Below are 23,986 nucleotides of genomic sequence, written 5' to 3' on the forward strand. Positions count from 1 at the left end.
CATTGAGCGGGGCCAGCGAGGGTTCTGAAGTCTCGCCGCGACTGTATGAGCCGATGCCGCTAGGGTGCCTCATAACCTGAGTGCCTCATATCCCATGGGATATAGGACGCTGACGGGAAGGTTCCCTTGGTCGTGGCCGGGTGGGGTGACTGACCCTCAGCAGTCCAGTCACCTCTTAATTTCAGCTACAAGTGTGATTTCTCTCTGCGACGGACAATGAGCGCGGCAAGGTTCAGTAGCACTGTGAACAGAGCGAACACCACCACCAGGTTTGTTCGTGCGGCATCCACCCCGCCTGAAGCGAAAAACACCGGTACGGCCACCGCGGCGGTGGCAATTGCAAACAGAAAAGCGCCACCCGCAAGCACGATGACGATCCGACGAGTAGTCATGTGATTGAGCCTATTGCCCCTACAACTCACGGCCAAAGAGCCACCGTGCCCGCGAGTGTGAGGACTCGTGCAGACGAGTGCGAGAAGCGACAATGGTCGTCAATTTCCGTGCATTGTCCAACGAGCAAATCACTTGCCGTCATGGAAAGAAATCGTTACGCTTCCCAATATGGAAAATCACTTTCGAGATCCCTCACGAGAGGAAGCCGCGGCTGCCCTGAACGCGCTGTCGTCCGACCGGGAGCACCTCGCGGCGAGCGTGCACGCGCCCTGGACATTGTTAGCCGCCTTCGGAGGTGTCGGTGCGTGGTGGGTTTCGGCAGCAGCGGCCACCAACCCAGGTGCGAACTACGAACCGCCCTCATCGAGTTGGTTAGCCCTCGTCGGAACGCTCATCGTCGTGTATCTGATCCAACGTGAGACCGGCGTCCGCTTTCGAAGGATGGGCGCGCGTGCAGGCTGGGCGATAGTCGGAATCATCGCCGCTTGTCTCCTACTCTTTAGCGTGTCACTCGGCTTCGTATCGTTCGGAATGCACTGGGCCGTCGCCCCCACCAGTTTGGTCGCCTTTGCGACGACGACCTGGCTGGCCAGTGTCGCTTATCGATCAGCGGTGGAGCACGTGCGCCATGGCTGAGACGCGCTTCGACGAAATCATCCACGCACCCGTACGACTTCGGATCTGCGGGCTCCTGCGCCCGGTCGACCATCTCGACTTCGCCGTGCTCCGCGACACACTAAGCGTGTCCGACGCCACACTCTCCAAACACCTGAAGACCCTCGCCACAAGCGGATACGTCACCTCGCGCAAGGCCGTATCGGCAGGTCGCGACGACGCGCGCCGAATCACTTGGTTGGCCCTCACCCGTGCGGGACGAACTGCGTTCGACGCACACGTCCGCGCTCTTCAGGAGATCGCGACACCGTCCATCTGACATCGAATGTTGAAATTGGGCACCGCCGCCTGTACCCGCCAATACCAGGTAACCCGCGACGGATCACGCTGGGAGTTCTCCGGAGCCAACGAACGCGCAACGATCGACTTCAGCGGGCTACCGGCGTGACAGGGAGGGCGGACCACTGGGGAAATTGGGTTGCGATGAGCCGCTGCACTAGTTCGCTGTCGACAGTGACACGGGCAGGCAAGGGTCCAAGGTCATGCGCGCCGCTCATGCTGCACATCGTAACCAACACCTTTGCTCGCGCGTGATTGAGCCCAGTGCGTTTGCACGCGATCCGACTACTGACGCCCATGTCGACCCTGCAGCTCAACGACCTCGTCGGTCATCAGGTCTAGGAACGATCAATAGGGTTTCGAGACACAGGATGACGTGCTCAAGCTCGTGCGTATGACGTCCGGCATCGGGCTCAGGTCCGTTAGTTGGCGAGCCACGAGGGGTCGGAAAAGAGTTCTTGCAGCTCTTGGACAAGGCGAGCGGTGTGGAAACCGTCAGCGGCCGCATGATGCACCTGAATGGCGACGGGCATCATGGTTCGCCCCCCAGACTCCCTGTACCGACCCAGGGTGAATATCGGCAGAAGATGCTTCCAGCCGTCGCGTATCTGCAGGCTGAACCCCGTGAACGACGTCCACGGAACGCTTGATATATCAAACACATTTGCGGGCATGTCTGGTTGCGGCTGAAACGACGTGGAGGTGCGGTATCTGGCCAAGACGTCGGCCGCGTGTTCATGGAAGGTAAAGAAGTCGGCGTGAAAAGGAGACCAGACGTTGGAGAACGTCTCTCGCTCCGGGTTGAAGACGGTGAATGCAGGGTGAACGATGTCCCAGGTCGCGGGGATCTTCTCATCGGTGAGAGCCATCCGGAACTCGACGTGTCTATTCACTACTGAGGCGATGGCCCATACCTGCGCGATATAGCTCTTCCATGGACGGACACGAAGCGCCGCTACCAACTCTGTGACGTCGAGTTCGACCGTGATGGCATAAGTGCACTCGACGCGGGTGAGGTAGTGCTCGAAGTGCTCCCGCCGAGGCCAATTGTGCATATCGATTGCACGTGTATGTGTCATGCTCTCGAGCCTAAGTCGGGTAGGCAGCTCCACCGGTCCGCTACGTGGTCGGCAGCGTCGGGCCGGCCTTCGTCTGGCTGTTGAGGGCTCTCTCTTTCTCCGCACCCGGCGGCCAACGCCGCGCAAGGGGAGTGTGTGCCGGCCCGCAGCACTCTGGGCAGGTGACGCCAGGGCGCAATAGGGTGGGCGGATGAACTGTGACGGTGTTGTTAGCGGGACGACATGAGCAGGATGCCGTGAATCCGAGGGGCAGCGCGATACTGAGTCTGAGCGTCGGCTTCGTTGCATCCGTTTTTGCGGGAAGTGGCTTTCTGCTGGGACTGGTGCGGGAGGACCTACATTTCCAGTGCAGTTTCCATCACATGGGCAGCGATGATCCTGGCTCGTTCTATTGCGCAGACGGCATCGGTTACATCGGTGTTGGAGTGGCCACGTATGGCGTGTATGGCGTTATTCTGCTGATCGCTCTCGGTATCGCCATGGCGGACTTGAAGTCGTCGGGAATACAGTCGCGGCTCATGGCAGGCATCTCAATTTTGCCCATCGCCATGTTCAGCTGGTCCACCTGGTACGCGACAAGCACCCGTCCTATCGATCAGGCGCCGGGCGCCAACTACTGGGTCCAGCCCCTTCTGCCCGTGACGGCAGTCTTAGTCACTGCCGTGATCGTCATCCTGGCAGCCGGGCTTATTCCTCGACCACGGTTACGCACCGCCGGATTCCGAGTGGCAATGGCACTGTTCATCGCGGCTGCGCTCATTCAGCCTGGCAGTCTCTCGGCCGTCGCCGTCACCCTCGGGACATTGGCTGCGGCAGTGTGTCTCGAGTGGCGAATGCCAGACGAGGTCGAAACCCCCACGGTCACGTCCGCCAAGAAATTCCTCTAAGACAAACCGCACCACCCGACAGCAATGGCATAGCCCCTGTGTGGTCTCTCGAGCCACCTGCCCCCATCCCGTGGATTTCGAGACAGTGGAGTGGACGGATAATCAACGCAAACGGCCCATTGCCCCTGTTCTGGGGCGAGGGTGGTCGCTGGTTCCCCAGTAGGTTTCAGGTGGACTCCCTGGAGCGGGTCTAGCGGTGTTCCAGGCCCGACCATCTTGGCTATCCGGATTGGGGTTGCCCACATCCGCTGATAGGGGTGAGATCGTGGATCTGTTGACCATAGCGATGCTCGTACTGCTGATCGCAGTTGTCGCGACCCTCATAACTACGCAGCTTCGCCGCAACAAACGGCAAGCGGAACAGCCGCATGTTGCCCCACTCGCCCCGTCCGGGAAAACGAACACCCTGGCGATCGTCGCCTTGGTGCTGTCCTACTTCCTCAGCGGTGTACGCCATCCCCCGCTACCTCTCGGCCGGCGAATGGTAATTCGGCCAAGGATGTTCCAGCGCAGCAACGTCATCCGTCCGCTCCTCATCGTGCCAATCCTCGCTGTTGTGCTCGCCGGGTGCGCCCCGTCGAACGCCCCGGCGACGGTCAAAACCGCGGCGCCGACTGCCAGCTCGACGCCGACGCCGGACACAGGCCTGCCTGCCGACGATGAGTTCCCCTTGACGACGCCGGCACCAACACCGCTCGCAGAACCCGGCACCCTCACCGCCGACGGCGCTTACCGGCTGTGCATGGATGCCTCAGCCCAGAATCAGATCGAGTTCAACACTTCCTCCACCGTCACTGGTGCACCCCGCACCCGCGCCGACTACGAGAACGCACCCTTGGCCGACTCCACAGTGATCGACCGGGGAGACGGCTACTTCTTCGTCTATTCGGATCTGACCGATCACAGCGCGGCAGCGGACATCTCCGAAGCCGGCGCATCGTACTGCCTCGTCGGCGGAACGCTCAGCGAACCCCTCTGGGAGACTTACGGCTTGGTCGAGCGCAATTACGGCGAGACCCTCGATCCGTACGCACCGGTCTCCAGCATGGAGTGACCTTCATCCGCGCTGACAGGCAAGGGAGTGTCGCCGTCACCAACCGCCACGCGTCGGAGTATGGCCCTGTCGGGCGTCGTCTGGCATGGCCATTTCGGCCCGCAGCCCCAGGAGCCGGATCGGACGGCCCGCTTCGATTCCGGTCGCAAGGTCCAGGGCCCCCGCGAGGATTTCGTTGCCATCGGATGTGCCCTGGATCTTCCTCGCGCGGGTCGTGGTGACGAACGGCGCATAGCGAATCTTGAGGGTCAGCCCGATGACGGGCCGCCCTTCGGCCAGGACATCCTCGAGCACCCGCGCCGTCAGCTCACGCACGGCGTCGTCCACCTGGGCAGGGTCGGTCAGGTCGCGTTGGAAGGTGGTCTCCCGGCTTTGCCCGCGGGCGACCCACGGGGTGTCATCCACAACACTGGCACCGTCCCCGCGTCCGAGTTCCGCGTACCACGGCCCCATCTTGGGCCCGAACTCCAGGACCAGGTCCTGGGGGTCGGTCGCGGCGAGTTCGGCGACGGTGTTGATACCGAGTTTCGCCAGCCGGCCAGACACTTTGCTTCCCACGCCCCACAGATCCTTGGTGGGCCGGCTGCCCAAGACACCGAGCCAGTTCCCGGCCGTGAGACGGAAGACGCCGGCCGGCTTGGCAAAACCGGTGGCGACCTTGGCGCGGACCAGAGTGTCGCCGATGCCCACACTGCACTGCAGCAGGGTCCGCTCCAGTACAGCGGCCTGCACCTGCCGGGCGTAGATTTCCGGATTCTCGGTCTTTATGCCGACAAAGGCTTCATCCCAACCCAACACCTGCACGGTGGCTCCGGGCTGCGCACGCAGGGCAGCCATCACAGTTTCCGACGCCGCGAGGTACGCCTCCTGATCAACCGGCAGGATCACGGCGTCGGGCACCTTGCGGGCCGCAATACGCAGGGGCATCCCGGAGACCACTCCAAACGCCCTGGCTTCGTAAGAGGCGGTCGACACCACCGCTCGTTCCGTGGGGTCACCCCGACCGCCGACGATGACCGGCCGGCCCGCAAGTTCCGGTCGTCGGAGCACTTCGACCGCCGCAATGAACTGGTCAAGATCGACGTGCAGTATCCAGGGGATTCCGCTCACGCCGCCAGTCTGCCCCGACCTCGTCGAGAGTGTCACTCTTCACGGACGAACTCGATCGAATCGAAGACGGCGCGCGCCTCTTCCGTCAACTCGTCAGTGACCGATTGGAACTCACCCACCGCAAAGAGAGCGAGCTCACCATTCAGGTCGAGCACCCGCTCGGTCTCGCGTTCGGTCACCATTGAGTACCCGCGTGTGCAGTCGGTGGCCTGTTCCGACCAGAGGCAGACGTGTTCCTTGCCGCAGTCGTTGATGTTGATGCCGCTCTCGACGGAGTAGTCGAACTCAAAGCCTGAATAGTCGCCCATCACGACCTCAACCGGCGGTGTGGTCTCCGTTGAAGCCTGCGCGGTCATCGCAGCGACAAAGGCCTCAGGCGACGGGTCCACGGCGACGAGCGCGTCCTGCCAGGCGCAGGCATCCGTCGGCACATAGCCGGGGCTCAGGAAATTCACGAAGACCTCCCAATCCTTCAGGACACCCCAGCCGAAGGATTCCCAGCCGTCTGGAACGGTGACCTCGAAGGGTGCTGTGAAGCCGTAGACGACGTAGGTGCCGGCGTCGATGGCACCGGTCGCCGGCAGCGGTTTGGTCGTTTCAGTCTCCGCGGTCGGTGCGGGGGTGGGCCTCTCGGCCGCTGCGGTGCAGGCCGCGAAACCGGCGCACGCCAGCAGGGCGACCACGACACCCGCCAGCGGCGAACGCGTCGGATGAGTGGCGCCTGAGCGCCGGGATGATGTCCACATGTCTGATCCTTCCGTTCGGACCGTGCAGCGAGATGGCTGCAAAGTCAGTAAAGGACGCGCCGATATCAGCTGCATACCGGAAGCCCAGCCGGCCGGTATCGGCCCGATATCGGCCGTCTTGACTGATGTCGGAGGCGAGCGCACAGTGGCGTCATGGAGATACGCGTCCTTGGATCGCTGACTCTTGACGACGGTCGGATTCCTCTTGCTCCGCGCGATCGTGCGGTGATGAGTGCGCTCACGGTCCGCCTCGGTGAATCCCTGTCGGTCGAGTCCCTCGCGGCGGCGCTCTGGGGCGACAACTTGCCCGCGTCGTGGTCGCACATCATTCCTGGATGCATCATGCGGTTGCGCCGGCTGATCGCACCGGCACAGATCGAGACCACCGCCCTCGGATACCGGCTGTCCGCAGAGCACCTCACGGTCGACGCCGATCAGTTCGAGCGACTCGTTGCGCGGGGCACTCAGCAACTGGAGCTCGGTGAACCCGAGCGTGCCACGCATACGTTTTCGGAGGCGCTCGCGTTGTGGCGAGGTGAGCCCTTCGTCGACCTCATTGACTGGGCGCCGGCAGAAATCGAGTCCGGTCGTCTCGAGGAGATGCGGTTGGGGGTCGAGGAGCTTCTCCTCGACGCACGGCTCCAGGCCGGCGAGGTTCAGGAGGTCGCCGCATTGGCGCGCGCCCGCGTCGCCGAAGCTCCACTGCGGGAGCGACGCTGGGTGGTGCTGAGCGTGGCGCAATATCGCCAGGGGCGGCAGGCGGAGGCCATCGCCACCGTACGCAGGGCGCGAGGGCTTCTCGCTTCCGAGCTGGGGCTGGATCCGTGCACGGAGCTCGCTGAGCTGGAACAAGCTATCCTCCGGCAAGATCCATCCCTACTGTCCGACCGAGTTTTCCGGCCCGGGAGTACCGAGTGTCCGTACTTCGGTCTGCCTCACGCGCGCGTGGAGGACGCCGAGCGGTACTTCGGTCGCGAGCGGGAGCTGTCCGGGGCGCTGCGAGCGCTCGACGACCACGGCGTGCTGCTCGTCACCGGCTCATCGGGTGTCGGTAAATCCTCGTTCGTCAGGGCGGGGATCGGCGCGGAGATGATCGCCCGCGGCAGAGAAGTCGCCATCGTGACGCCCGGCGAGCATCCGATCGATGCACTGCGCGATGTTGGTCTCACGCCCGGAAACTCACTGCTCATCGTTGATCAATGCGAGCACGCGTTCGCCGCGGACGACCCCGCCGAGATTCGGGAGTTCTTCGGCGCCCTGCAGCGCATGGTCTACCGTGGCCTGCTCGTCATCGCGATCCGCGCAGACCGTCTCGGCGACTTGGCCGATCACGACGGCTTTGCCGGGATCATTCAGTCGCACATGCTCATGCTCACCGCGCTCGGCCCCGACGGGCTCCGGGCCGTGATCGAAAAGCCCGCGGAGCAGGCCGGGCTCATCCTGGAGCCGGGCCTCGTCGAGATCCTCGTCCGCGACGCCGATGGGCGAAACCTTCCGCTGCTGTCCCACGCCCTGCGCCAGGTGTGGGCACGGCGTGAGGGCCGCGTCCTGACCGTCGACGCCTATCGGGCTTCCGGTGAGATCAAGGGCGCCGTCGCGAAGACGGCTGAAGAGGTCATCGCCGCGCTCCCGGCTGAGGACAGGCATTTGCTGCGCGACATCCTCCTCCGACTCGTCGAAGCATCCGCGGACGGTGCGGTCGTAGCTCGTCGGATTGAACGCTCACGGATTTCGATCGACGACGCCCACGCGAGGATTGTCGATCGGTTGGTCGATGCGCGCCTGCTCACCACCGACGAGGAATCGGTGCAGTTGTCGCACGAAGCACTCGCACGGGAATGGCCCCGGTTGAAGGACTGGCTCGCGGACGATGTCGAGGGCCAGCGGATCATGCGACACCTTGGAGCCGCGGCCGCCGCCTGGGATGCGATGGGACGACCCGAAAGCGAGCTCTATCGCGGCGGGCGGCTGACGGCGACCCAGCACTGGCGGGACGCGGCCGATCCCGCACTCACGCCGGTCGAGCGAGACTTCCTCAACGCGGCGGCTGAGCAGGAGTCCGCCGGACTCGAGGCCGCCCAAAGGCAACTGCGGACAGAGCGCCGGATGGTGCGACGTCTGAAATGGGTGTCGGCCGGCGCTGCGGGTCTCGCGATCCTCGCTGTCACGGCGGGCCTCATCGCGGGCTTCCAGACGAACCTCGCGGGCGAGCGTGCGACGGTTGGGGAGGCACGCCGCGTCGCCGCGTCGGCGCTCGAGGAGCCGCACTTCGATCGCGCGCTGCTGCTCGCGGTCGAGGCCATCCAACTCTGGGACAGTTCCGAAACACGTGTCAATCTTGTGCGGGTCTTCGCGCGCGCGCCCCGCTTGACGAGCATCATTCGTATCCAGGAAGACGGTGTGGCTGCGAAGAGCATGTCGGTCGCGGAGAACGGGACTCGAGCAGCGGTGATCGATAGCGATGACGATGTGCGCCTCTTCGATCTTGACAGCCGCTCGCAGCTCGGCGAGTACGGCCCCTTCGGCGGGAACGTGGTGTCATCGGCCGTCGACCCCGCTTCGGGCACCGTCGCGTACAGCGCGACATCGGACCTGTGTAGCGTCCTCCCCTGCCCTAGTGGGCGAACGGGAACGGTGGATCTCGCGGACGAAGGACGCTCGTCCGTGACGACCTACGCAGGCCTGGCTGGGACAGCGGCGGATGTCGAGTACTCCGCCGACGGATCCCTGTTCGCGGCGCTCGCGGCGACACGCCCGTTCGAGCCGTCTGGGAGTGTCGCCCTGTGGCGAGGCGGAGCAGAGAACCCGTCCGGCCCAACAATCCTGAGTTTGGACGTGAGCGGGTCAGAGCTCGCCGCCCCAATCGGGTGGGTCGGCCAGTTCGGCGCGGTGAAATTCTCGCCGGACGGTTCGCGGCTGTACGCCAGCCGATTCGGACCGACCGTGGTGTACGAGACGGCATCGGGTGCCGTGCTGGATCGGATCGCCGGAGCCGGGATTCTGGCCGTCAGCCCGGACGGCCGTCGGATCGCGGTCCGGGATGGCTTACTCGCGGCGCGCATCGTCGACTCGACCGGGGGCGCAGCGCCCGTCACCGTCCCGCTGACTGACTTTCCATCGGTGGCCGATTTCAGCCCTGACGGCAGTCACCTCGCTGTCGCCGCCGGCACCGGCGTGGTGGTGTTCAAGACCGAGACCGGAGACGTTGCGGAGTCGCTTCGTAATCACGAAGGCGCGGTCACCGCGGTCGAGTACCGGCCGACCGGTGAGCTGGTGGCCGCCGGGGAGGACGGCGCGATCATCACGTGGGACCTCGGCGACTGGTCGGCGGGTTTTCGCACCGACCAGTTCGTCGTGCGGAGGTCGGCCGGTGCGGAGAGCAGCGAACGCACCCTGGCTCTTGAACGATCCGATGGGAGTACGCAGGTGGTCATCGCCGACCCGGCGGCCTGGGAGGAACGCGCGTGTCAGGTCGCGGGACGGGTACTGACCGAACAGGAGTGGGGGGAGCTCCTGGGCGCTCGGCCCTACACGCCGGCATGCCGCGATTGATCCCTCACGGACTGGGTCGGACACACACCCGAACAGCTGCAAGCCATGCGGGACGGCCAGCTGAGCTGGAGCGTCAGGGTATTGCCGTCATCTACGACTAACCGCGCCAGAATGCAATGGGTTGGCTAGCCGATCTCTGCCGCGTACTCTGGCAAAAAACAGGAGGAATAGCAGTGATGGCGAATGATCCGTTCCTGATGGCATCGGATGCCCTGTCCGATAGCGGAGCCCGGATCTCCGAGCTTGCCCGTCCATTCCTGCGGTTTCTGCCCATTTCTGGCGCCTCGATCTCGACCTTCGGATCGTTTCTTGGCGCCGAAACGATTTCAGCCACGGATGCCCGCGCCGGGCGTGTGGATGAACTGCAATTCGACCTCGGTGAAGGTCCGTGCTGGGACGCATTGGTCAACCGGGAACCTGTTCTCGAACCCGACCTTGCCTCCACGACCAGCGTCTCCTGGCCGACCTTCCTAGACGCCATTCGTGAGGAGGAGATCGGGGCGATCTTCGCCTTTCCGCTTCTCTTCGGCCCGCTGGAGATCGGCGCCGTTGACCTGTACTCCATAGCCCCGGTCTCCCTCACCCCCGAGCAACAGGGGCAGACGCTCGCCCTCTCAGCCCTGGTCAGCCGGATTATCCTGCGCCACGCCATCAGCACCGACAGCATCCCCGACGATACGACGACATTCTCACGGCGACTCATCCATCAGGCGACGGGCATGGTCCTCGCCCAACTCGGAACGACCGCCGAGGACGCACACCTGATCATCCAGGCGCGGGCCTTCGCCGAGAATCGTCCGATGCGCCAGATCGCCCAGGACGTCATCGAACGGCGGATCCGCTTCACCGCGCTGACCAACACGGGCCGATCTCATGAATGAAACGACCCGCCTCGAATTGCTCTTTGATGCCTTCGCCACCTTCGCGGACACCCTCGTTGTCGGATATGACGTCCTCGAGCTCTTGCAAACCCTGGTGGAGACCTGCCGCGATCTCCTCGACGTCGATTCCGCCGGAATTCTCCTGGCCAATGCCGCAGACAAGCTCGAGGTCGTCGCCTCCACCAGCGAGGCGAACACCCTCGTGGAAGTGATGCAAATCGACGCTGACGCGGGGCCCTGCCTGGAGTGCTTCCGCACCCGTGCCGTGGTGTCCTTGCCGGACATCGACGTCGGTTCCTCCCGCTGGGCAGCGTTCTGCGAAACCGCCCGCTCGCAGGGCATCCACTCGGTCTATGCCATCCCCCTGCGACTCCGGGAGACGACAATCGGCACGTTGAATCTCATGCGGAACGACCGAGGAGAGCTCAATCAGTACGATATCCGGGCCGCACAGGCCCTCGCCGACGTGGCGACCATCGGCATCCTGCAGGAGCGCACCATCCGTGATGCCTCAACGCTTCGCGATCAGCTGCAGAAAGCCCTCTCAAGCCGGATCATCATCGAGCAGGCCAAGGGCGTCGTCGCGGAAACCGCCAACGTGTCGATTGAGGCGGCTTTTGACCTCATTCGCCGACACGCCCGTTCGCACCAGACGTCCCTGACCCTGGTCGCACAAAGTCTCGTCACCCGGGAGCTCAGCCTCTGATCCAACTGCGCGAGACTGGGCACATGTCTGATCTCACTCTGCGCGGCGGCCTCGGCAGCCATGTTGAGGCCGAAATCGACGTCAAACGATCCAGATTCCTCTGCAGTCTCGTCAGAATCGACACCGAGGATGCCGCGCGTGCGGCGATCGACGAAGCGCGCAAGAAGCATTGGGGCGCTCGCCACCACTGCTCGGCATTCGTGATCGGGCCGTGGGGCACACCCGATCAGGTGCGCCGCTCGAATGACGACGGGGAACCATCCGGAACCGCGGGGCGCCCCATGCTGGAGGCGCTGTCGGGACGCGGATTGGTCGACTGCCTGGCTGTCGTCACTCGGTACTTCGGTGGCACGCTCCTCGGTGCCGGCGGTCTGGTGCGCGCCTACTCGGACGCCGTGACCACCACCATCGATCGGGCCCAGTCCCTCGGAGCGCTCGTGGAACGCGAACGCCGTGAGTTGTTCACGCTCACCCTCCCCCATACGGATGCGGGCCGCATCGAGGCCGAGTTGCGCCAGCGCGGTGTGCTCATCCTGGGCACGGACTATGGGCAGGACGCCGTGCTGCACATCGCCGATGATGACGCCGAGCGGCTCGCCGCGATCGTCGCCCACGTAACGGCCGGAAGCGAACACCTGGAAAGCCTCGGCCACGAATGGGTCGACGTCGAACCCGCCTGACACCCCGCCGGGGCAACAGAGGCCTACAGTGGGCTGCATCGCGCCGAAGGGAGATCATATGTCCGGTCGGATTCACATCGACCACTTCACCACCCTCGACGGGGTCGCCCAGGCTCCCGGCGGTCCCGACGAAGACACGGATAGCGAATTCGCGTTCGGCGGGTGGCAGGCGCCCCTGCTCGACGACACCGTCGGCGCCCAGGTCGGCGCCGGGATCCAGGCCATGGACGCGCTGCTACTTGGGCGGCGTACCTACGACATCTTCGCGGCGTACTGGCCTCATCAACTCGACGGGCCCGCCGCCGGAATCGCCCGCACGTTCGACTCGATCCCCAAGTACGTGGCGTCGCGGGGCTCGCCGGAACTCGGCTGGCGCGACTCGCACCTGCTCGGCCGCGATCTCGCCCGGGAGCTGACCGCGCTGCGCAAGCGGCACCGGGAAATCCACGTGATCGGAAGCATCGATTTCGCCCGCACCCTGGTCGCCGATGGCCTGTTCGACCAGCTGAACCTGTGGGTATATCCGATCGTGGTCGGGGCTGGCAAGAGACTGTTCCCCGACGACGGACCCCCGATGGCCCTGGAGCTGCTCGGCGCCGAGCCGGCCTCGGAGAAGGGAGCGGTTCTCCTCCGGTACGGTCCGACGGGTTCGGTGCCGGCGACGGGCGACATGAGCCGAGAGGATCTCGACACCTGATGCCAGCGGCAAGGGTGCGACCAGCGCGCGCCATCCGGGCCCTTGACCACACGATGTTCGATCGTGTGGGCCGGCCCACGTCGGCCCGGTTCGATCGATCCATGGTCGGCCTGTCCTCGCTTGCCGATCACGGAAAGCTCTGGGCGGCAGCCGGCGCCGTCCTGGTGGCAACCGGCCACCGGTCCGCCGCCGCGCGCGGCATCACAGCGCTCAGTATCGCGAGCCTCACCGCCAACCTCTTCGGCAAGCAGTTTTTCGGCGGATCACGCCCCCTGCTCAGTCGTGTTCCCCGTCGTCGTCGGCTTCCGCGGCCACCTACCTCGGCGACGTTCCCCTCCGGCCACAGCGCCAGCGCCTTCGCCTTCGCGGTGGGGGCGTCGCTTGATGACCCCAGGCTCGCCATGGTGTTCGTGCCGATGGCCGTGGCCGTGGCGTATTCCCGTCTACACACCGGCTCACACTGGTTTTCCGACGTGGTCGGTGGAGCCCTGCTGGGGACGGCCATCGCGGCGGCCGACGCCGCCCTCCACCGCCGTCGGGCAGCGTTGTGACCGGCGAGGGGCTCCGACCTGCGCCCACCGGCGCCGGCCTGTTCCTCGTGATCAATCCGCACTCCGGCCAAACCAAGCGACGGCCGGACCCGAAACCAATCCTGGACAGCGAAATGCCCGACGCCGTTGTGCATGTCCTCGGCAAGGGCGAGCGCATCTCCGACGTGATGCGTGCTGCCGTGGGCTCGACCACCCCGCCCACCATCCTGGGCGTGTACGGCGGCGATGGTTCCGTCGCCGCAGCGGCAGAGGTCGCGTTCGAGACCCACCTGCCCCTGCTCGTGTTGCCGGGTGGCACTCTCAACCACTTCGCGCTCACGGTCGGGATTCCCGATCTGGCGACGGGCATCGCTGCCGCGCAAGCAGGAACCGGATCCGCGGTTGACCTCGCAGAAATCGACTTCGGCGATCGCGGCAGGGTCCTCGCGCTCAACACCCTCAGCGTGGGCGTGTACCCCCGGTTCGTCCAGTTCCGCACCAGGATGGAGCCCACCATCGGCCGGCCGTTGGCGACACTCGCTGCCGCGCTACGTGCCGCATTCACTGCCGCGCCCCTCGACGGCAGTCTTGACGGCCAGGAACTTCGCGTCTGGTCGATGTTCATCGGAGTCGGGCGCTACGCCCCGCCCCGAGGCGCCCCACTGAAACGGCAGGGATTCGACGACGGGGTCCTGGATGTCCGGATCCTGCGCTCCACAGCCCGATCCCGCGGACGTGGGTTCCTCTCCCTACTGTCCAGCCGGACCCGCAGTCGCACCGACCACGGTCCGGAGCCGATGTTCCACGCTCCACGGCACAGCCTCGTGTTCACGCGAACGGCAATCACCCTGCGGTCCAACACCGACAGCGCCCAGTTCTACGCGCATGACGGGGAAGTTCAGAAGGCGCCACCGTTCATCCCCGGCGGTACGCGCGCGGTGACCGTGCGCGTACTACCGGCGGCAATCGAGATCTACCGCCCGTGAGAACGCTGAGTATCCGCGCCACTAGGACCTTTGTCGCTGGGACCGGCGACCGGTCGGCAGCACGCTGGAGACATGATCCGTTCACGATTCGCAGCGAGCCTTGGCACGCTAGTCCTCCTTGTCTCCGTCGCGGCCTGCTCCAGCGGCGGCGAGAGCACCCCCACACCGACCGCTCCGGACAGCCCGGTCGGGCTGGGCGTGGATGCCGAGTCGATGCTCGCCGAGTTCGACATCGCGGCGCCCGCCAACGTGGAGGACCTCATCGAGCAGCTCCAGTCGCAGCCACTGGCCGAGCGCCCGGCCGGCCTGATGGCCTCCGTGCGGGTCAACGAGCTACTGCTCTCCAGCGGGGACGACGAGGTGGGCGTCCCCCTCCCGACCGACGACTTCCACCTCTCCGTCGCGCCCTATCTGAACGACACCCACGACTGCTACTTCCACTCGCTGACGACCTGCGTCGGGGAACTCGCCGACCAGGAGCTGCAGGTGACGATCACCGACGACGCCAACAACGAGGTGTTCCTCGACGAGACCGTCACCACGTTTGAGAACGGTTTCTTCGATGTGTGGCTCCCGGCCGGGCGCGAGCTCACGATACGCATCGACGACGGTGAGAACACCGCGGAGGTGCCGGTCGGCACCGGCACGGACGATCCCACCTGTGTCACCACCGTGCAACTGAGTTGACCGTCCGTGCGCGCTCCGAGTTGCTCTCGCCGCACCACGCGCACCAGACTGGAAGCACCGGATCGCTATTGAGTTTTCCGCCTGTGGCTAAGGAGCTCACCATGACCGAACCGAACGACGCACGCGTAGGCCTGTACATCGACTTCGACAACATCGTCATCTCGCGCTATCAGCAGCTGCACGGCCGCAACGCCTTCCAGCGCGACGGCATCCGCAACTTCGACAAGACGAGCCGGGATGCCGACCCCGAGGTCGCCGCCCGGCTGGCCGCCGCGACGGTCGACTTCAACGCCATCATCGACTTCGCCGCATCCTTCGGCACACTGGTCGTCAACCGCGCATACGCCGACTGGTCGGTGCCCGTGAACGCGAGCTATCAGCGCCAGCTGATGTCCCGCGCGGTGGACCTCACCCAGCTGTTCACCACCACCACCCGGGGAACGAAGAACGGCGCCGACATCCGTCTGGCCGTCGACGTGGTCGAAGATCTCTTTCGACTGCCCGACCTCACCCACGTCATCATCATCGCCGGCGACTCCGACTACATCGCCCTGGCCCAGAAGTCGAAGCGGCTGGGCCGCTTCGTCGTCGGCATCGGCGTCGCCGGGTCGACCAGCACCTCGCTCGCGGCCGCCTGCGACGAGTTCGAGGACTACGACTCGCTTCCGGGAATCGTGAAGGTCGCCGCGAGCGCGGATGCCGACACCGCCCGTGCGGACAAGCCCAAGGGTGGCCGCCGAGCGGCCGAACCCGTTGAGGTGGAGCCCGCACCGCCGGCCAGCACGGCCCGCAAGCTCACGACAATCCCGATGTTCTCGCACACCGACGATTCCCCCTACGACGAGCCGGAAGCGGCCGAAGACGTCGACCCGCAGTCGCTCGCAACGGAGCTCCTCGTTCGTGCGCTGCAGATCGGTCACGCCAAGGGCGATGACGACGAGTGGCTGAACACGGGCACGGTCAAGAACCAGATGCGCCGGATGGACCCGTCTTTCAACGAGAAGCCGCTCGGCTTCCGCTCCTTCACCGACTTCCTCTCCTCACGCAGCGACCTGGCCGAGCTGGCCGAGGACGGCTCGCAGCGCCTCATCCGGCTGCGCCCGGAGGCGAACGCCGGACACTGAGCCGCCGGCGTTTCGGGCCCCGCGGCGGGCCCATACCCCCACCTTGCGGGACTAACGACCCAGCGCGAGCCGCGTTGAGCGTGTAAATTCAACTGTTGTGTGAAATTTAACAGGAGAAACTCAGTCGGCTAACCCGGTTCGACTGAGCTGTGTACCAAGCGGGAACCACGCGTTTGGCATCCACACCGTAAGGAGATTCAGGTGGCGTCCTCGCCCGCTAAAGACATTATTGAGAGCATCGGAGGGGCCGCGAATGTCGTCGCGCTCACTCACTGTGCCACCCGACTGCGCTTCACGCTGAAGGACGCATCGGGAATCGACCTGCCGACTGTTGAGGGAATCCCCGCAGTCCTGGGTGCCGTTCCCCAGTCCGGAGACCGCTTCCAGGTCGTCATCGGCGGCGCGGTCGAGACCGTGTACAACGAGATCCTGGCTCTGCCCGAGATGAAGAAGGTCGGAACCGGCGAAAGCGCCGACGACATCAAGGCCGCCGAGCGTGCCAAGGGCCCCCGCGGCAAGTTCGCCGGGCTCGATACCTTCTTCGAGGTCCTCTCCGACTCCTTCCGCCCGATCCTGGGCGCGCTGCTGGGCGCTTCGCTGTTCATCACCTTCATGGCGCTGATGGCCACCCTCGGTGTCATCCCCGCATGGAACGCGCCGGGCGTCACCCTGGAACCGGGCTGGGCTTTCATCAACCTGATGTGGCAGGGCGTGTTCGTCTTCCTGCCGCTCATGGTCGCCTACAACGCCTCCAAGCGCCTCGGCGCCGACCCGTGGGTCGGCTTCGGCATCATGGCCGTCGTCATGCTGCCGGGCTTCTCCGCCCTGGCCGCCTCCGACGGAGCCCAGACCGTCTTCGACGGCAAGGCCGCTATCGTCTCGATCTTCGGCCTGCCGCTGACCGTCACCGACTACAGCTCGCAGGTCTTCCCGCCGCTGTTGATGGCTGCCGCTCTCGGTCTCCTCACCAAGGGCCTGAAGAAGATCATCCCGGCCAGCGTCCAGCTGATCTTCGTTCCGTTCCTGAGCATGCTCGTCATGATCCCCGTCACGGCCTTCCTCATCGGCCCGATCGGTGTCTTCGGCGGAGCGGCCATCGGCGAGTTCCTCAAGTCCATCAACGACTTCTCACCGCTCATCTTCGCCATTGTCATCCCGCTGGCCTACCCGTTCATGGTTCCGCTGGGCCTGCACTGGCCGCTGAACGCCGTCATGCTGCTGAACATCCAGTCCTTGGGCTATGACTTCATCCAGGGCCCGATGGGCGCCTGGAACTTCGCCTGCTTCGGTGCGACTGCCGGTGTGCTCTTCCTCGCCATCCGCGCCAAGAACAGCCAGATGAAGCAGACCGCGACGGGTGCACTTGCCGCCGGTCTCCTCGGTGGTATCTCCGAACCGTCGCTGTACGGCATCCACCTGCGGTTCAAGCGCATCTACCCGCGCATGCTCGTCGGTTGCCTCGTCGGTGGTGTCATCATCGGCCTCGGCGGTGGCGTCACGACCAACGCGTTCGTGTTCACCTCGCTGCTGACCATCCCGGCGTTCAACAACATCCCGTTGTACGCACTGGCCGTTGCCGCGTCGTTCTTCACCGCGATGATCCTCGTGATCCTCTCCGGTTACCTGTCGCCCGAGCAGAAGGCCGAAGCGGCCGCTCAGCTCGCCGCCGACACGGCAGCCGAAGAAGCCAAGCACGCACCCGTCGCCCCGGTCGCCGCACCGGTCGCCGCTGCTGCTACCGCCGCACCTGCCGCCGGCGGCACGGCGACCATGGTCGCCACCGTCCTGGCCACGATCGGCTCCCCGGTCGCCGGCATCGTCGTCCCGCTGGCCGACGTGCCGGACCCCGTGTTCAGCAAGGGCATCGTCGGACTCGGCGTTGGCGTCGACCCGACCGAGAACACCGTGTACGCACCCGCCGCGGGCAAGGTCCTGGTCGCTCAGCCGACCGGACACGCCTTCGGACTGATACTGGACGGCGGCATCGAAATGCTCATTCACGTGGGCATCGACACCGTCAACCTCGCCGGTAAGGGCTTCGACGTCAAGGTCAAGGCCGGCGACAGGGTCGAGGCGGGTACCCCGCTGGTGACCTTCGACCGTGCCGTGATCGAGGAAGCCGGCTACTCGCTGGTCACTCCGGTCCTGGTGACCAACCCGAAGAAGTTCGGCTCGATTGACCAGGCCGCTTCCGGCCAGGTGAGCGTCGGAAGCCCGCTTCTCACGGTGACCGCCAAGTAACACCCCCGCACGATCAAAGGTGGGCAGAGATTTCTCTGCCCACCTTTGTCGTACCCGCCGGCGCGGGTCGCCGCCTCCCATGGAATACCGGGGAGGTGCCCACGGTTGTAATCAATTCGTCCGCGACAACTTCAGCAAGGAGACCTACATGAGCACCATCGACGTGACCGAAACGACCTTCGGCGAGACCCTGTCAGCCAACGACATTGTTCTGGTGGACTTCTGGGCCGACTGGTGCGGCCCGTGCAAGCAGTTCGCCCCGACCTATGCGGCGTCCTCCGAGCAGCACCCCGACGTGGTGTTCGCCAAGGTCGACACCGAAGCCGAGCAGCAGCTGTCCGCGGCCGCCGGCATCCAGTCGATCCCCACGTTGATGGCCTTCCGTGAGGGCGTGTTGGTGTTCTCCCAGCCCGGAGCGCTGCCGCCGGCGGCACTCGAGCAGGTCGTGACCGCGGTCAAGGCGTTGGACATGAACGATGTGCACCGTCAGGTGGCGGAGCAGAAGGCCGCCCAGCAGACCGCACAGGCCTGACCCCGCGGGCTGGACTGGTGGGCGGCGCGAGCCGCCGGGTCACCGCCCAGGCCTGTCATGACCGCCTCACATCCATGCCGAAGATGATCGCCGCATCGTGCACGGCAATGTTGAGCACCGGCCGGCGCCCGCTCAGGTAGCCCAGCGGGCCGTTTTCGGGAAAATGCCATGCCGCACGCAAACCCGCCATCCGGCCGATGACCCGGTTGTGTGACAGCGTCACCCTACCGTCGAGGTCTTCCAGAACCGGCAGCGTGAGCGGGCGCATCCCCGGCCCGCGACCGCGGCACCGTCGACCGACATGGTCATACTCGTGACACCCCTGCGGTCGCTCTGCCGAAACACGGCCAGGTGTTTGGGGATGCCCCAGAGGTCGCGCCCGAGGCTCGGCACCGCCACCAGCAGCTCGTCCTAATCGAGCACCCCGCCGGGCAGATAACGCACAGCGCCGACCCCCACGACGACCCGTGAACCCAGACGCAGCGCGCGCCGCCCGCTCGGCGGCTCGAACCCGGCAGGCAGGCCGGCCGCCGGTACGAGGAACACCGACACGTTCAGGGAACCGCCGAGATACCAGGGCTCGGGCGGGTACCCGGTGCTGTCGGTCATGGGAGGTCCCTTCGCCTGGTGCAGGTCCCGTTTTCAGTGTGGCATGCAGAATGGATGGCATGGTCACCGTTCCGAGCAGCCTCATCGCCCCCGCTCTGCGTCTCATGCGCGCGAACCGCTTGTTCGCCACGGCCGACGGGGCGCGCCGCCGGGTGCGCGAGCTCGAACTCCGGCCGACCCCATACGGGCCACCGAGCAGAATGCGCCGAGATGTACGGATAGACGTTTCCAATCGGGGCTGGCCGGTCTACACCATCACCCCCTTCGGCAGCACCCCGACCGGAAGTGTGGTGTACGTGCACGGCGGCGGCTGGCTGAATCAGATCGCTGGGCAGCACTGGCATCTGGCCGCCCAGATCGCCGCGGAGGCGAACACCGTCGTCACGGTGCCGATCTACCCACTCGTGCCCTTCGGGACCGCAGCCGTCGTGGCCGCCGGAATCGTCGACCTCGTGCTGGACAACCTGCAGTGGTACGGCGCCACCTGCATCGCCGGGGATTCCGCCGGCGGCCAGATTGCCCTGTCCACCGCGCTCGCACTGCGGGATGAGCACGGCATCACGCTCCCCCAGACCGTCTTGGTCTCACCCGCCCTCGATCTCAGCTGGAGCAACCCGCGCATACCGGCCGTGCAGCCGAGCGACCCCTGGCTCGCCACTCCCGGCGGAGAAGTTCTGGCCCGCCTCTGGAAGGGCGACCGGGACATCCTGGACCCCGTGGTGAGTCCGTTGATGGGCGACCTGGCCGGGCTGGGACCGCTCACCCTGTTCAGCGGCTCCAGGGACGTGCTGAATCCGGATGCGCACCTACTCGTCGGTAAGGCCGCAGCAGCGGGGGTTGACCTGGATTTCCACGAGGCCGTGGGGCAGCTGCATGTGTACCCGTTGCTGCCCACGACGATCGGCGGCGATGCCCGTGCGACGATCGTGCACGCGCTGCGCCGGGGAGTGACCACACCGCTCAGCGTCGGCGAGACGCCACCTGCGCCCCGATAGCCAGGGTGAATGCGCCAAGCGCGGGGAGGAGGCCCAGCGCAGCGACCTCTCCGATCACGACAAAGCCCACCATCGCAGGGGCCCATCCTGTTACATCGCCGTGAACTACACCCGGCCCGGCGGTGAACGGCGGATCAGTTGGGCCAGAGACCCGGCACGACGATCGCGAGCTTGCAACGCGGGCAGCGGTGGCAGGACTCGAGACCCTCGGCCGTGTCGACGCCGTCGGGGCTCATCTCGATGCCGCAGGCCGGGCAGAGCGGGCCGGGCTCGTCGAAATCGAATCCGTCGTCGTCCATAGGTGAGCTAAGCCTCGCATGCCTACCGTCGCCAGTCGACCAGGCCGATCAGGAGTTCCGGGCGATCCGGAAACCGACGTCGTCGATCTGGAGGCCCGGGTAGCTGCCCCGCCGCACGGAAGCACGGCAGCTCCAGTGCTGGTCGAACCAGCCGCCGCCGCGCAGCGCGCGGTAGGTGCCGTACCGCTCGGGGTCGGCGAAGTCCCAGCACCACTCCCAGACACTGCCCAACGTGTCGTACAGACCCCAGGCGTTCGGCTGCTTGCCGCCGACGTCGTGCGGGTGTTCGTCTGAGTTGCCGCGGTACCAGGCGATCTCGTCGAGGTCCCCGTAGCGAGGTCCGGCGGTTCCGGCACGGCAGGAGTGCTCCCATTCCGCCTCGGTCGGCAGCCTGTAGCCCTCCGCTGCGGGGTCCCAAACGATGGCTTCGTCGGCGCCCAGCCGATACACCGGGGTGAGGCCGGCCCGCTCCGATAGGGCGTTGCAGAAGCGGATCGCGTCCCACCACGACACTCCCTCGACGGGCAGCCGTGCGCCCAGGGTCGCGGCAGGCCGAAGACCGGTGACCTGGGCGTACTCCTCCTGGGTCAGCGGATAGGCTGCGATCTCGATCGCGGCGACATCGGCGCTCCAGCTGCGGCGGGTGCGCGCATCCGTCATGGTCACGGTCCCCGAAGGAACAGCGACCAGGCTGGGGGCGGCATCCGTCGGCATACCTGCACGGTACCGGCCCGCGCGCCAGGGCACCGCTGTGTTACGCCGGGGTGGCGACGAGGACCAGGGCGCGCAGGGTGGGCTGATCCGACCACGTTCCGGCGAGCACCTCATGGGCCGAATCCGGAGCCTGGTTCGCCAGGACGTCGTCGTCGCCGAGTACCCGTGCCACGATTATCCGCAGCGTACCGGCAGTCACGACGGTGGCGCCGGGCTCCTGCCGGATGCTGATCTCGGCCACCGCGGGCGGTGTCACGGCGGCACCGCCTGGCGTGCCGCTGCCTGCGACGACGGCGGTGGGCTCACGCACCACCATCTGCCCGTCGATCTCGATGGTGAGCTCGGCCTGGTGGCCTCCGGTGATCGCGGCGGTAGCGACGGCCGCGAGGTAGGCCGGGTCGCCGGTGGCGTCGTAGACCCACCGCTCCCCCAGCACCGAGTGCTGCATGGTGGTGATGAGTGAGGTCTCAGCGCCGGCGAGCGGGGCATCCCGGTAGGTGACGGGAATCTGCAGTACCGGGCCGGCGCCGGCCGTGATAAGGATGGTCTCGATGCCGACCTGTCCGTCCGGATCGTCGAACCTGTAGGCGGCGAGGTTCGTCACGCTCCCGCCGGCATCGCCGACGAACCAGGGCTGGGTGGGCGCCCAGCGGCTGAGCATGTCGATCTTCGTCGGGGTGATGTCAGCTTGGTGAAGGAGGGCCATGAACCGATCCTACGGCGGCCGGATGATCACTCGGCGTCAGTCAGGGCGGACTGCACGGCGACCACGCCCGCACCCCACTGGTCGTCGAAGAACCGCTGGATCGAGCCGTCGTCGTAGATGACCGAAATCCAGAGGTAGCCGTTTTGGGTCCAGTTGGAGAGGATCGGCATCTCGGACCAGTCCGAGGCTGTGGCCGGGCTGTATTCGGCGGCGTTCAACTCGTCCTGCAGGCGCAGCAGGGTACTCTCCTCGCTCGGGCCGGGCGTGGCCTCGTCGAGCCGGGGATCGATCTGTGCGAGCGGGTCGTAGAGTGACAGCGGGATGGGCGGCCGGGTCACCGTGAACGCGGCGGCGTCCCAGGTTCCGGTGACGGCGTAGCTGCCCCAGGTGACGCCGGACTGCGTCTCGGACTGGTCGACAGTCGCCCAGTCCCAGCCGAGGATTGGTGGTCCGCCGCACTGGGGCGGGAGTGACTGGGCGACCGCGCCCAAGCAGAGTTGAGGGGCCTCGCCGTCCTTCTGCAGAACCGTGGCCTGCGCGAAGACCTCACCTGCGGCCGCGGGGCGGGGAAACTGCCCCGGGACCGCGGAGGACCGAGGCCCCCGCGCGTCACTGCCGGCGCATCCGCCGACGGTGAGCAGGGTGACGGTGACGCCGGCGAGCACGAGGAGCCCCGAGATTCTCATAACCGCAGTGTGGCAGGCGGGCACGACAGGCGCCAGCAATCATTTATGGTCGAGGAATGACTTTTAACGACGACGCCAAGTACTCCGGCCAGGGTGTGCGCAAATCGGGCCGCCGCACCGGCCTCGCCGTCGGCGGTGGAGGCCTGGGCCTCGTCGCCATCGTGCTGCTCTCCCAGCTGCTCGGGGTGGACCTGTCCGGCTTGCTGGGCGGCGGCACGGCCGGTGGCGGCGACGAGGGTGACACCACTGCGCTGACGAATTGTGACTTCGGCGCCGACGCCAACGCGGACGTGGAATGCCGGGTGGGTTTCACCCGCGACTCGCTCGAGGACTACTGGGCCGAGCAGGCGCCCGCCATGGGGATCAGTTACTCCTCGCCCGTCATCCAGCTGTTCTCCGGCGGGGTGGACACCGGCTGCGGCGCAGCCACGAGCGCCGTCGGGCCGTTCTACTGCCCGGCCGACCAGCAGATCTACCTCGACACCGCGTTCTACGACACACTGCGCACCGAGTTCGACGCCACGGCGGGTCCGCTGTCCCAGCTCTACGTCGTCGGACACGAGTGGGGCCACCATATCCAGAACCGCGCCGGCACGTTCGCCAGCACTGACACGTCCGAGGCCGGCCCCAGCTCCGACGCCGTCCGCGTCGAGGTGCAGGCCGACTGCTTCGCGGGCGCCTGGCTCGGCTCAGCGGCCGAGACCACGGATGCCGACGGCACCCGCCTGCTCGAACCGATCACCGACGCCCAGATCGCGGATGCGCTCAACGCGGCGTCCGCCATCGGAGACGACCGCATCCAGGAGAAGGCCCAGGGCCAGGTGAACCCGGAGACCTGGACGCACGGCTCCAGCGAGATGCGCCAGAGGTGGTTCCAGACGGGCTACACCAACGGGGCAGAGGCCTGCGACACCTTCGCCGTGGCCGACGCCGAGCTCTAGGCCACTACTGCGGCTCGGTGAGATCGACGACCTTGCCCTTGGCGTCGGCCTTGACGACTTCGATGCCCTTGAGCGCGGCTGCTTTGGTCTGGTAGCTCTCCGAGGTCATCAGCACTTCACCGCTGTGGGTCTTGAGCTTGAAGACATAGCCACCGGATCGGTCTGCAGTCAATTCATACTTGCCGGACATGACACGC

28 protein-coding genes are annotated in these 23,986 nt (G+C 66.0%); 17 read left to right on the forward strand and 11 right to left on the reverse strand.

From position 1 onward, the window contains the following. Positions 1-185: 185 nt before the first annotated feature. Entirely contained in the window at positions 186-392 is a 207-nt protein-coding gene (locus E3O60_RS17775; RefSeq protein WP_134498843.1) for a hypothetical protein, read from the reverse strand. Positions 393-561: 169 nt separating this feature from the next. On the opposite strand from E3O60_RS17775, the gene E3O60_RS17780 reads away from it, so the two are divergent. Then, positions 562-1,029 (forward strand): hypothetical protein, encoded by a 468-nt coding sequence (locus tag E3O60_RS17780; protein WP_134498912.1) that lies wholly within the window; start codon positions 562-564, stop codon positions 1,027-1,029. After that, positions 1,022-1,327 carry a transcriptional regulator gene (locus tag E3O60_RS17785; RefSeq protein WP_103460721.1) on the forward strand — a complete coding sequence of 102 codons (306 nt, stop codon included), beginning with the start codon at positions 1,022-1,024 and terminating at the stop codon, positions 1,325-1,327. The genes E3O60_RS17780 and E3O60_RS17785 overlap by 8 nt, the downstream gene beginning before the upstream one ends. A gap of 442 nt (positions 1,328-1,769) precedes the next feature. On the opposite strand, the gene E3O60_RS17790 is transcribed toward E3O60_RS17785, so the two are convergent. Continuing rightward, a complete protein-coding gene (locus E3O60_RS17790; RefSeq protein WP_088457889.1) occupies positions 1,770-2,426 on the reverse strand; it encodes a CatA-like O-acetyltransferase in 657 nt (218 codons plus the stop codon). Between the two features lie 197 nt (positions 2,427-2,623). Here E3O60_RS17790 and E3O60_RS17795 point away from each other — a divergent pair, with 197 nt between their 5' ends. Beyond that, entirely contained in the window at positions 2,624-3,313 is a 690-nt protein-coding gene (locus E3O60_RS17795) for a hypothetical protein (protein ID WP_134498845.1), read from the forward strand. 265 nt (positions 3,314-3,578) lie between these two features. Then, the gene (locus E3O60_RS17800; RefSeq protein ID WP_134498847.1) at positions 3,579-4,367 is read left to right on the forward strand and encodes a hypothetical protein; all 789 of its coding nucleotides are present in this window, start codon (positions 3,579-3,581) and stop codon (positions 4,365-4,367) included. A 36-nt stretch (positions 4,368-4,403) separates the two neighbouring features. On the opposite strand, the gene E3O60_RS17805 is transcribed toward E3O60_RS17800, so the two are convergent. Both E3O60_RS17805 and E3O60_RS17810 read right to left on the reverse strand, forming a co-directional pair. Further along, positions 4,404-5,459: a DNA polymerase IV gene (locus E3O60_RS17805; protein ID WP_134498914.1), complete on the reverse strand. Its 1,056-nt coding sequence runs from the start codon at positions 5,457-5,459 to the stop codon at positions 4,404-4,406. Positions 5,460-5,509: 50 nt separating this feature from the next. Further along, positions 5,510-6,298, reverse strand: a complete 789-nt coding sequence (locus E3O60_RS17810; protein WP_241980037.1) for a hypothetical protein — start codon at positions 6,296-6,298, stop codon at positions 5,510-5,512. A gap of 78 nt (positions 6,299-6,376) precedes the next feature. Between E3O60_RS17810 and E3O60_RS17815 the strand changes: the two genes are divergently transcribed. The 11 genes from E3O60_RS17815 to trxA all read left to right on the forward strand — a co-directional run bounded on the left by E3O60_RS17815 (position 6,377) and on the right by trxA (position 18,839). Beyond that, the gene (locus E3O60_RS17815) at positions 6,377-9,775 is read left to right on the forward strand and encodes a BTAD domain-containing putative transcriptional regulator (RefSeq protein WP_134498849.1); all 3,399 of its coding nucleotides are present in this window, start codon (positions 6,377-6,379) and stop codon (positions 9,773-9,775) included. Positions 9,776-9,891: 116 nt separating this feature from the next. After that, positions 9,892-10,656: a GAF and ANTAR domain-containing protein gene (locus tag E3O60_RS17825; RefSeq protein ID WP_134408280.1), complete on the forward strand. Its 765-nt coding sequence runs from the start codon at positions 9,892-9,894 to the stop codon at positions 10,654-10,656. Further along, positions 10,649-11,362, forward strand: a complete 714-nt coding sequence (locus E3O60_RS17830) for a GAF and ANTAR domain-containing protein (protein WP_134498850.1) — start codon at positions 10,649-10,651, stop codon at positions 11,360-11,362. The genes E3O60_RS17825 and E3O60_RS17830 overlap by 8 nt, the downstream gene beginning before the upstream one ends. 23 nt (positions 11,363-11,385) lie before the next feature. Further along, positions 11,386-12,042, forward strand: coding sequence for a YigZ family protein (locus E3O60_RS17835; RefSeq protein WP_134498852.1), 657 nt, complete (start codon positions 11,386-11,388; stop codon positions 12,040-12,042). 58 nt (positions 12,043-12,100) lie between these two features. After that, positions 12,101-12,739 carry a dihydrofolate reductase family protein gene (locus E3O60_RS17840; protein ID WP_134498854.1) on the forward strand — a complete coding sequence of 213 codons (639 nt, stop codon included), beginning with the start codon at positions 12,101-12,103 and terminating at the stop codon, positions 12,737-12,739. A gap of 101 nt (positions 12,740-12,840) precedes the next feature. Next, complete coding sequence (locus E3O60_RS17845; protein WP_166789026.1) at positions 12,841-13,290, forward strand: phosphatase PAP2 family protein; 450 nt, start codon at positions 12,841-12,843, stop codon at positions 13,288-13,290. Continuing rightward, positions 13,287-14,255, forward strand: a complete 969-nt coding sequence (locus E3O60_RS17850; protein ID WP_166789027.1) for a diacylglycerol kinase family protein — start codon at positions 13,287-13,289, stop codon at positions 14,253-14,255. Before E3O60_RS17845 ends, E3O60_RS17850 begins: the two co-directional genes overlap by 4 nt. A 72-nt stretch (positions 14,256-14,327) precedes the next feature. Beyond that, on the forward strand, positions 14,328-14,942 hold the full coding sequence (locus E3O60_RS17855) for a CueP family metal-binding protein (RefSeq protein ID WP_134498858.1): 615 nt from the start codon (positions 14,328-14,330) through the stop codon (positions 14,940-14,942). 101 nt (positions 14,943-15,043) lie between these two features. Further along, entirely contained in the window at positions 15,044-16,066 is a 1,023-nt protein-coding gene (locus E3O60_RS17860; protein WP_088455403.1) for an NYN domain-containing protein, read from the forward strand. 201 nt (positions 16,067-16,267) lie between these two features. Next, positions 16,268-18,307, forward strand: a complete 2,040-nt coding sequence (locus tag E3O60_RS17865) for a glucose PTS transporter subunit IIA (protein ID WP_134498860.1) — start codon at positions 16,268-16,270, stop codon at positions 18,305-18,307. A gap of 148 nt (positions 18,308-18,455) precedes the next feature. After that, positions 18,456-18,839 (forward strand): thioredoxin, encoded by a 384-nt coding sequence (gene trxA / locus E3O60_RS17870; protein WP_103431475.1) that lies wholly within the window; start codon positions 18,456-18,458, stop codon positions 18,837-18,839. A 55-nt stretch (positions 18,840-18,894) separates the two neighbouring features. On the opposite strand, the gene E3O60_RS17875 is transcribed toward trxA, so the two are convergent. Beyond that, the gene (locus E3O60_RS17875; protein WP_134480475.1) at positions 18,895-19,107 is read right to left on the reverse strand and encodes a hypothetical protein; all 213 of its coding nucleotides are present in this window, start codon (positions 19,105-19,107) and stop codon (positions 18,895-18,897) included. A gap of 143 nt (positions 19,108-19,250) precedes the next feature. Further along, entirely contained in the window at positions 19,251-19,448 is a 198-nt protein-coding gene (locus E3O60_RS17880; RefSeq protein WP_134408285.1) for a hypothetical protein, read from the reverse strand. Positions 19,449-19,507: 59 nt separating this feature from the next. Here E3O60_RS17880 and E3O60_RS17885 point away from each other — a divergent pair, with 59 nt between their 5' ends. After that, complete coding sequence (locus E3O60_RS17885; RefSeq protein ID WP_134498862.1) at positions 19,508-20,443, forward strand: alpha/beta hydrolase fold domain-containing protein; 936 nt, start codon at positions 19,508-19,510, stop codon at positions 20,441-20,443. Between the two features lie 134 nt (positions 20,444-20,577). On the opposite strand, the gene E3O60_RS18615 is transcribed toward E3O60_RS17885, so the two are convergent. The 4 genes from E3O60_RS18615 to E3O60_RS17900 are packed head-to-tail and all read right to left on the reverse strand — an operon-like array spanning position 20,578 to position 22,848. Beyond that, positions 20,578-20,742, reverse strand: a complete 165-nt coding sequence (locus E3O60_RS18615; RefSeq protein WP_165787966.1) for a hypothetical protein — start codon at positions 20,740-20,742, stop codon at positions 20,578-20,580. Positions 20,743-20,790: 48 nt separating this feature from the next. Next, on the reverse strand, positions 20,791-21,456 hold the full coding sequence (locus tag E3O60_RS17890; protein ID WP_088455397.1) for an SUMF1/EgtB/PvdO family nonheme iron enzyme: 666 nt from the start codon (positions 21,454-21,456) through the stop codon (positions 20,791-20,793). Between the two features lie 40 nt (positions 21,457-21,496). Then, positions 21,497-22,162 carry a hypothetical protein gene (locus tag E3O60_RS17895; RefSeq protein ID WP_134498864.1) on the reverse strand — a complete coding sequence of 222 codons (666 nt, stop codon included), beginning with the start codon at positions 22,160-22,162 and terminating at the stop codon, positions 21,497-21,499. A 26-nt stretch (positions 22,163-22,188) separates the two neighbouring features. Then, positions 22,189-22,848, reverse strand: coding sequence for a hypothetical protein (locus tag E3O60_RS17900; protein WP_134498866.1), 660 nt, complete (start codon positions 22,846-22,848; stop codon positions 22,189-22,191). A 56-nt stretch (positions 22,849-22,904) separates the two neighbouring features. Between E3O60_RS17900 and E3O60_RS17905 the strand changes: the two genes are divergently transcribed. Beyond that, the gene (locus tag E3O60_RS17905) at positions 22,905-23,789 is read left to right on the forward strand and encodes a neutral zinc metallopeptidase (protein WP_134408290.1); all 885 of its coding nucleotides are present in this window, start codon (positions 22,905-22,907) and stop codon (positions 23,787-23,789) included. Between the two features lie 4 nt (positions 23,790-23,793). Here the strand turns inward: E3O60_RS17905 and E3O60_RS17910 are convergent, their stop codons facing one another. Beyond that, the gene (locus tag E3O60_RS17910) at positions 23,794-23,979 is read right to left on the reverse strand and encodes a DUF1508 domain-containing protein (protein WP_088455393.1); all 186 of its coding nucleotides are present in this window, start codon (positions 23,977-23,979) and stop codon (positions 23,794-23,796) included. Positions 23,980-23,986: the final 7 nt, after the last annotated feature.

This window comes from Cryobacterium sp. TMB1-7, assembly GCF_004402435.1.
GTDB classification, from domain to species: Bacteria; Actinomycetota; Actinomycetes; order Actinomycetales; family Microbacteriaceae; genus Cryobacterium; species Cryobacterium zongtaii.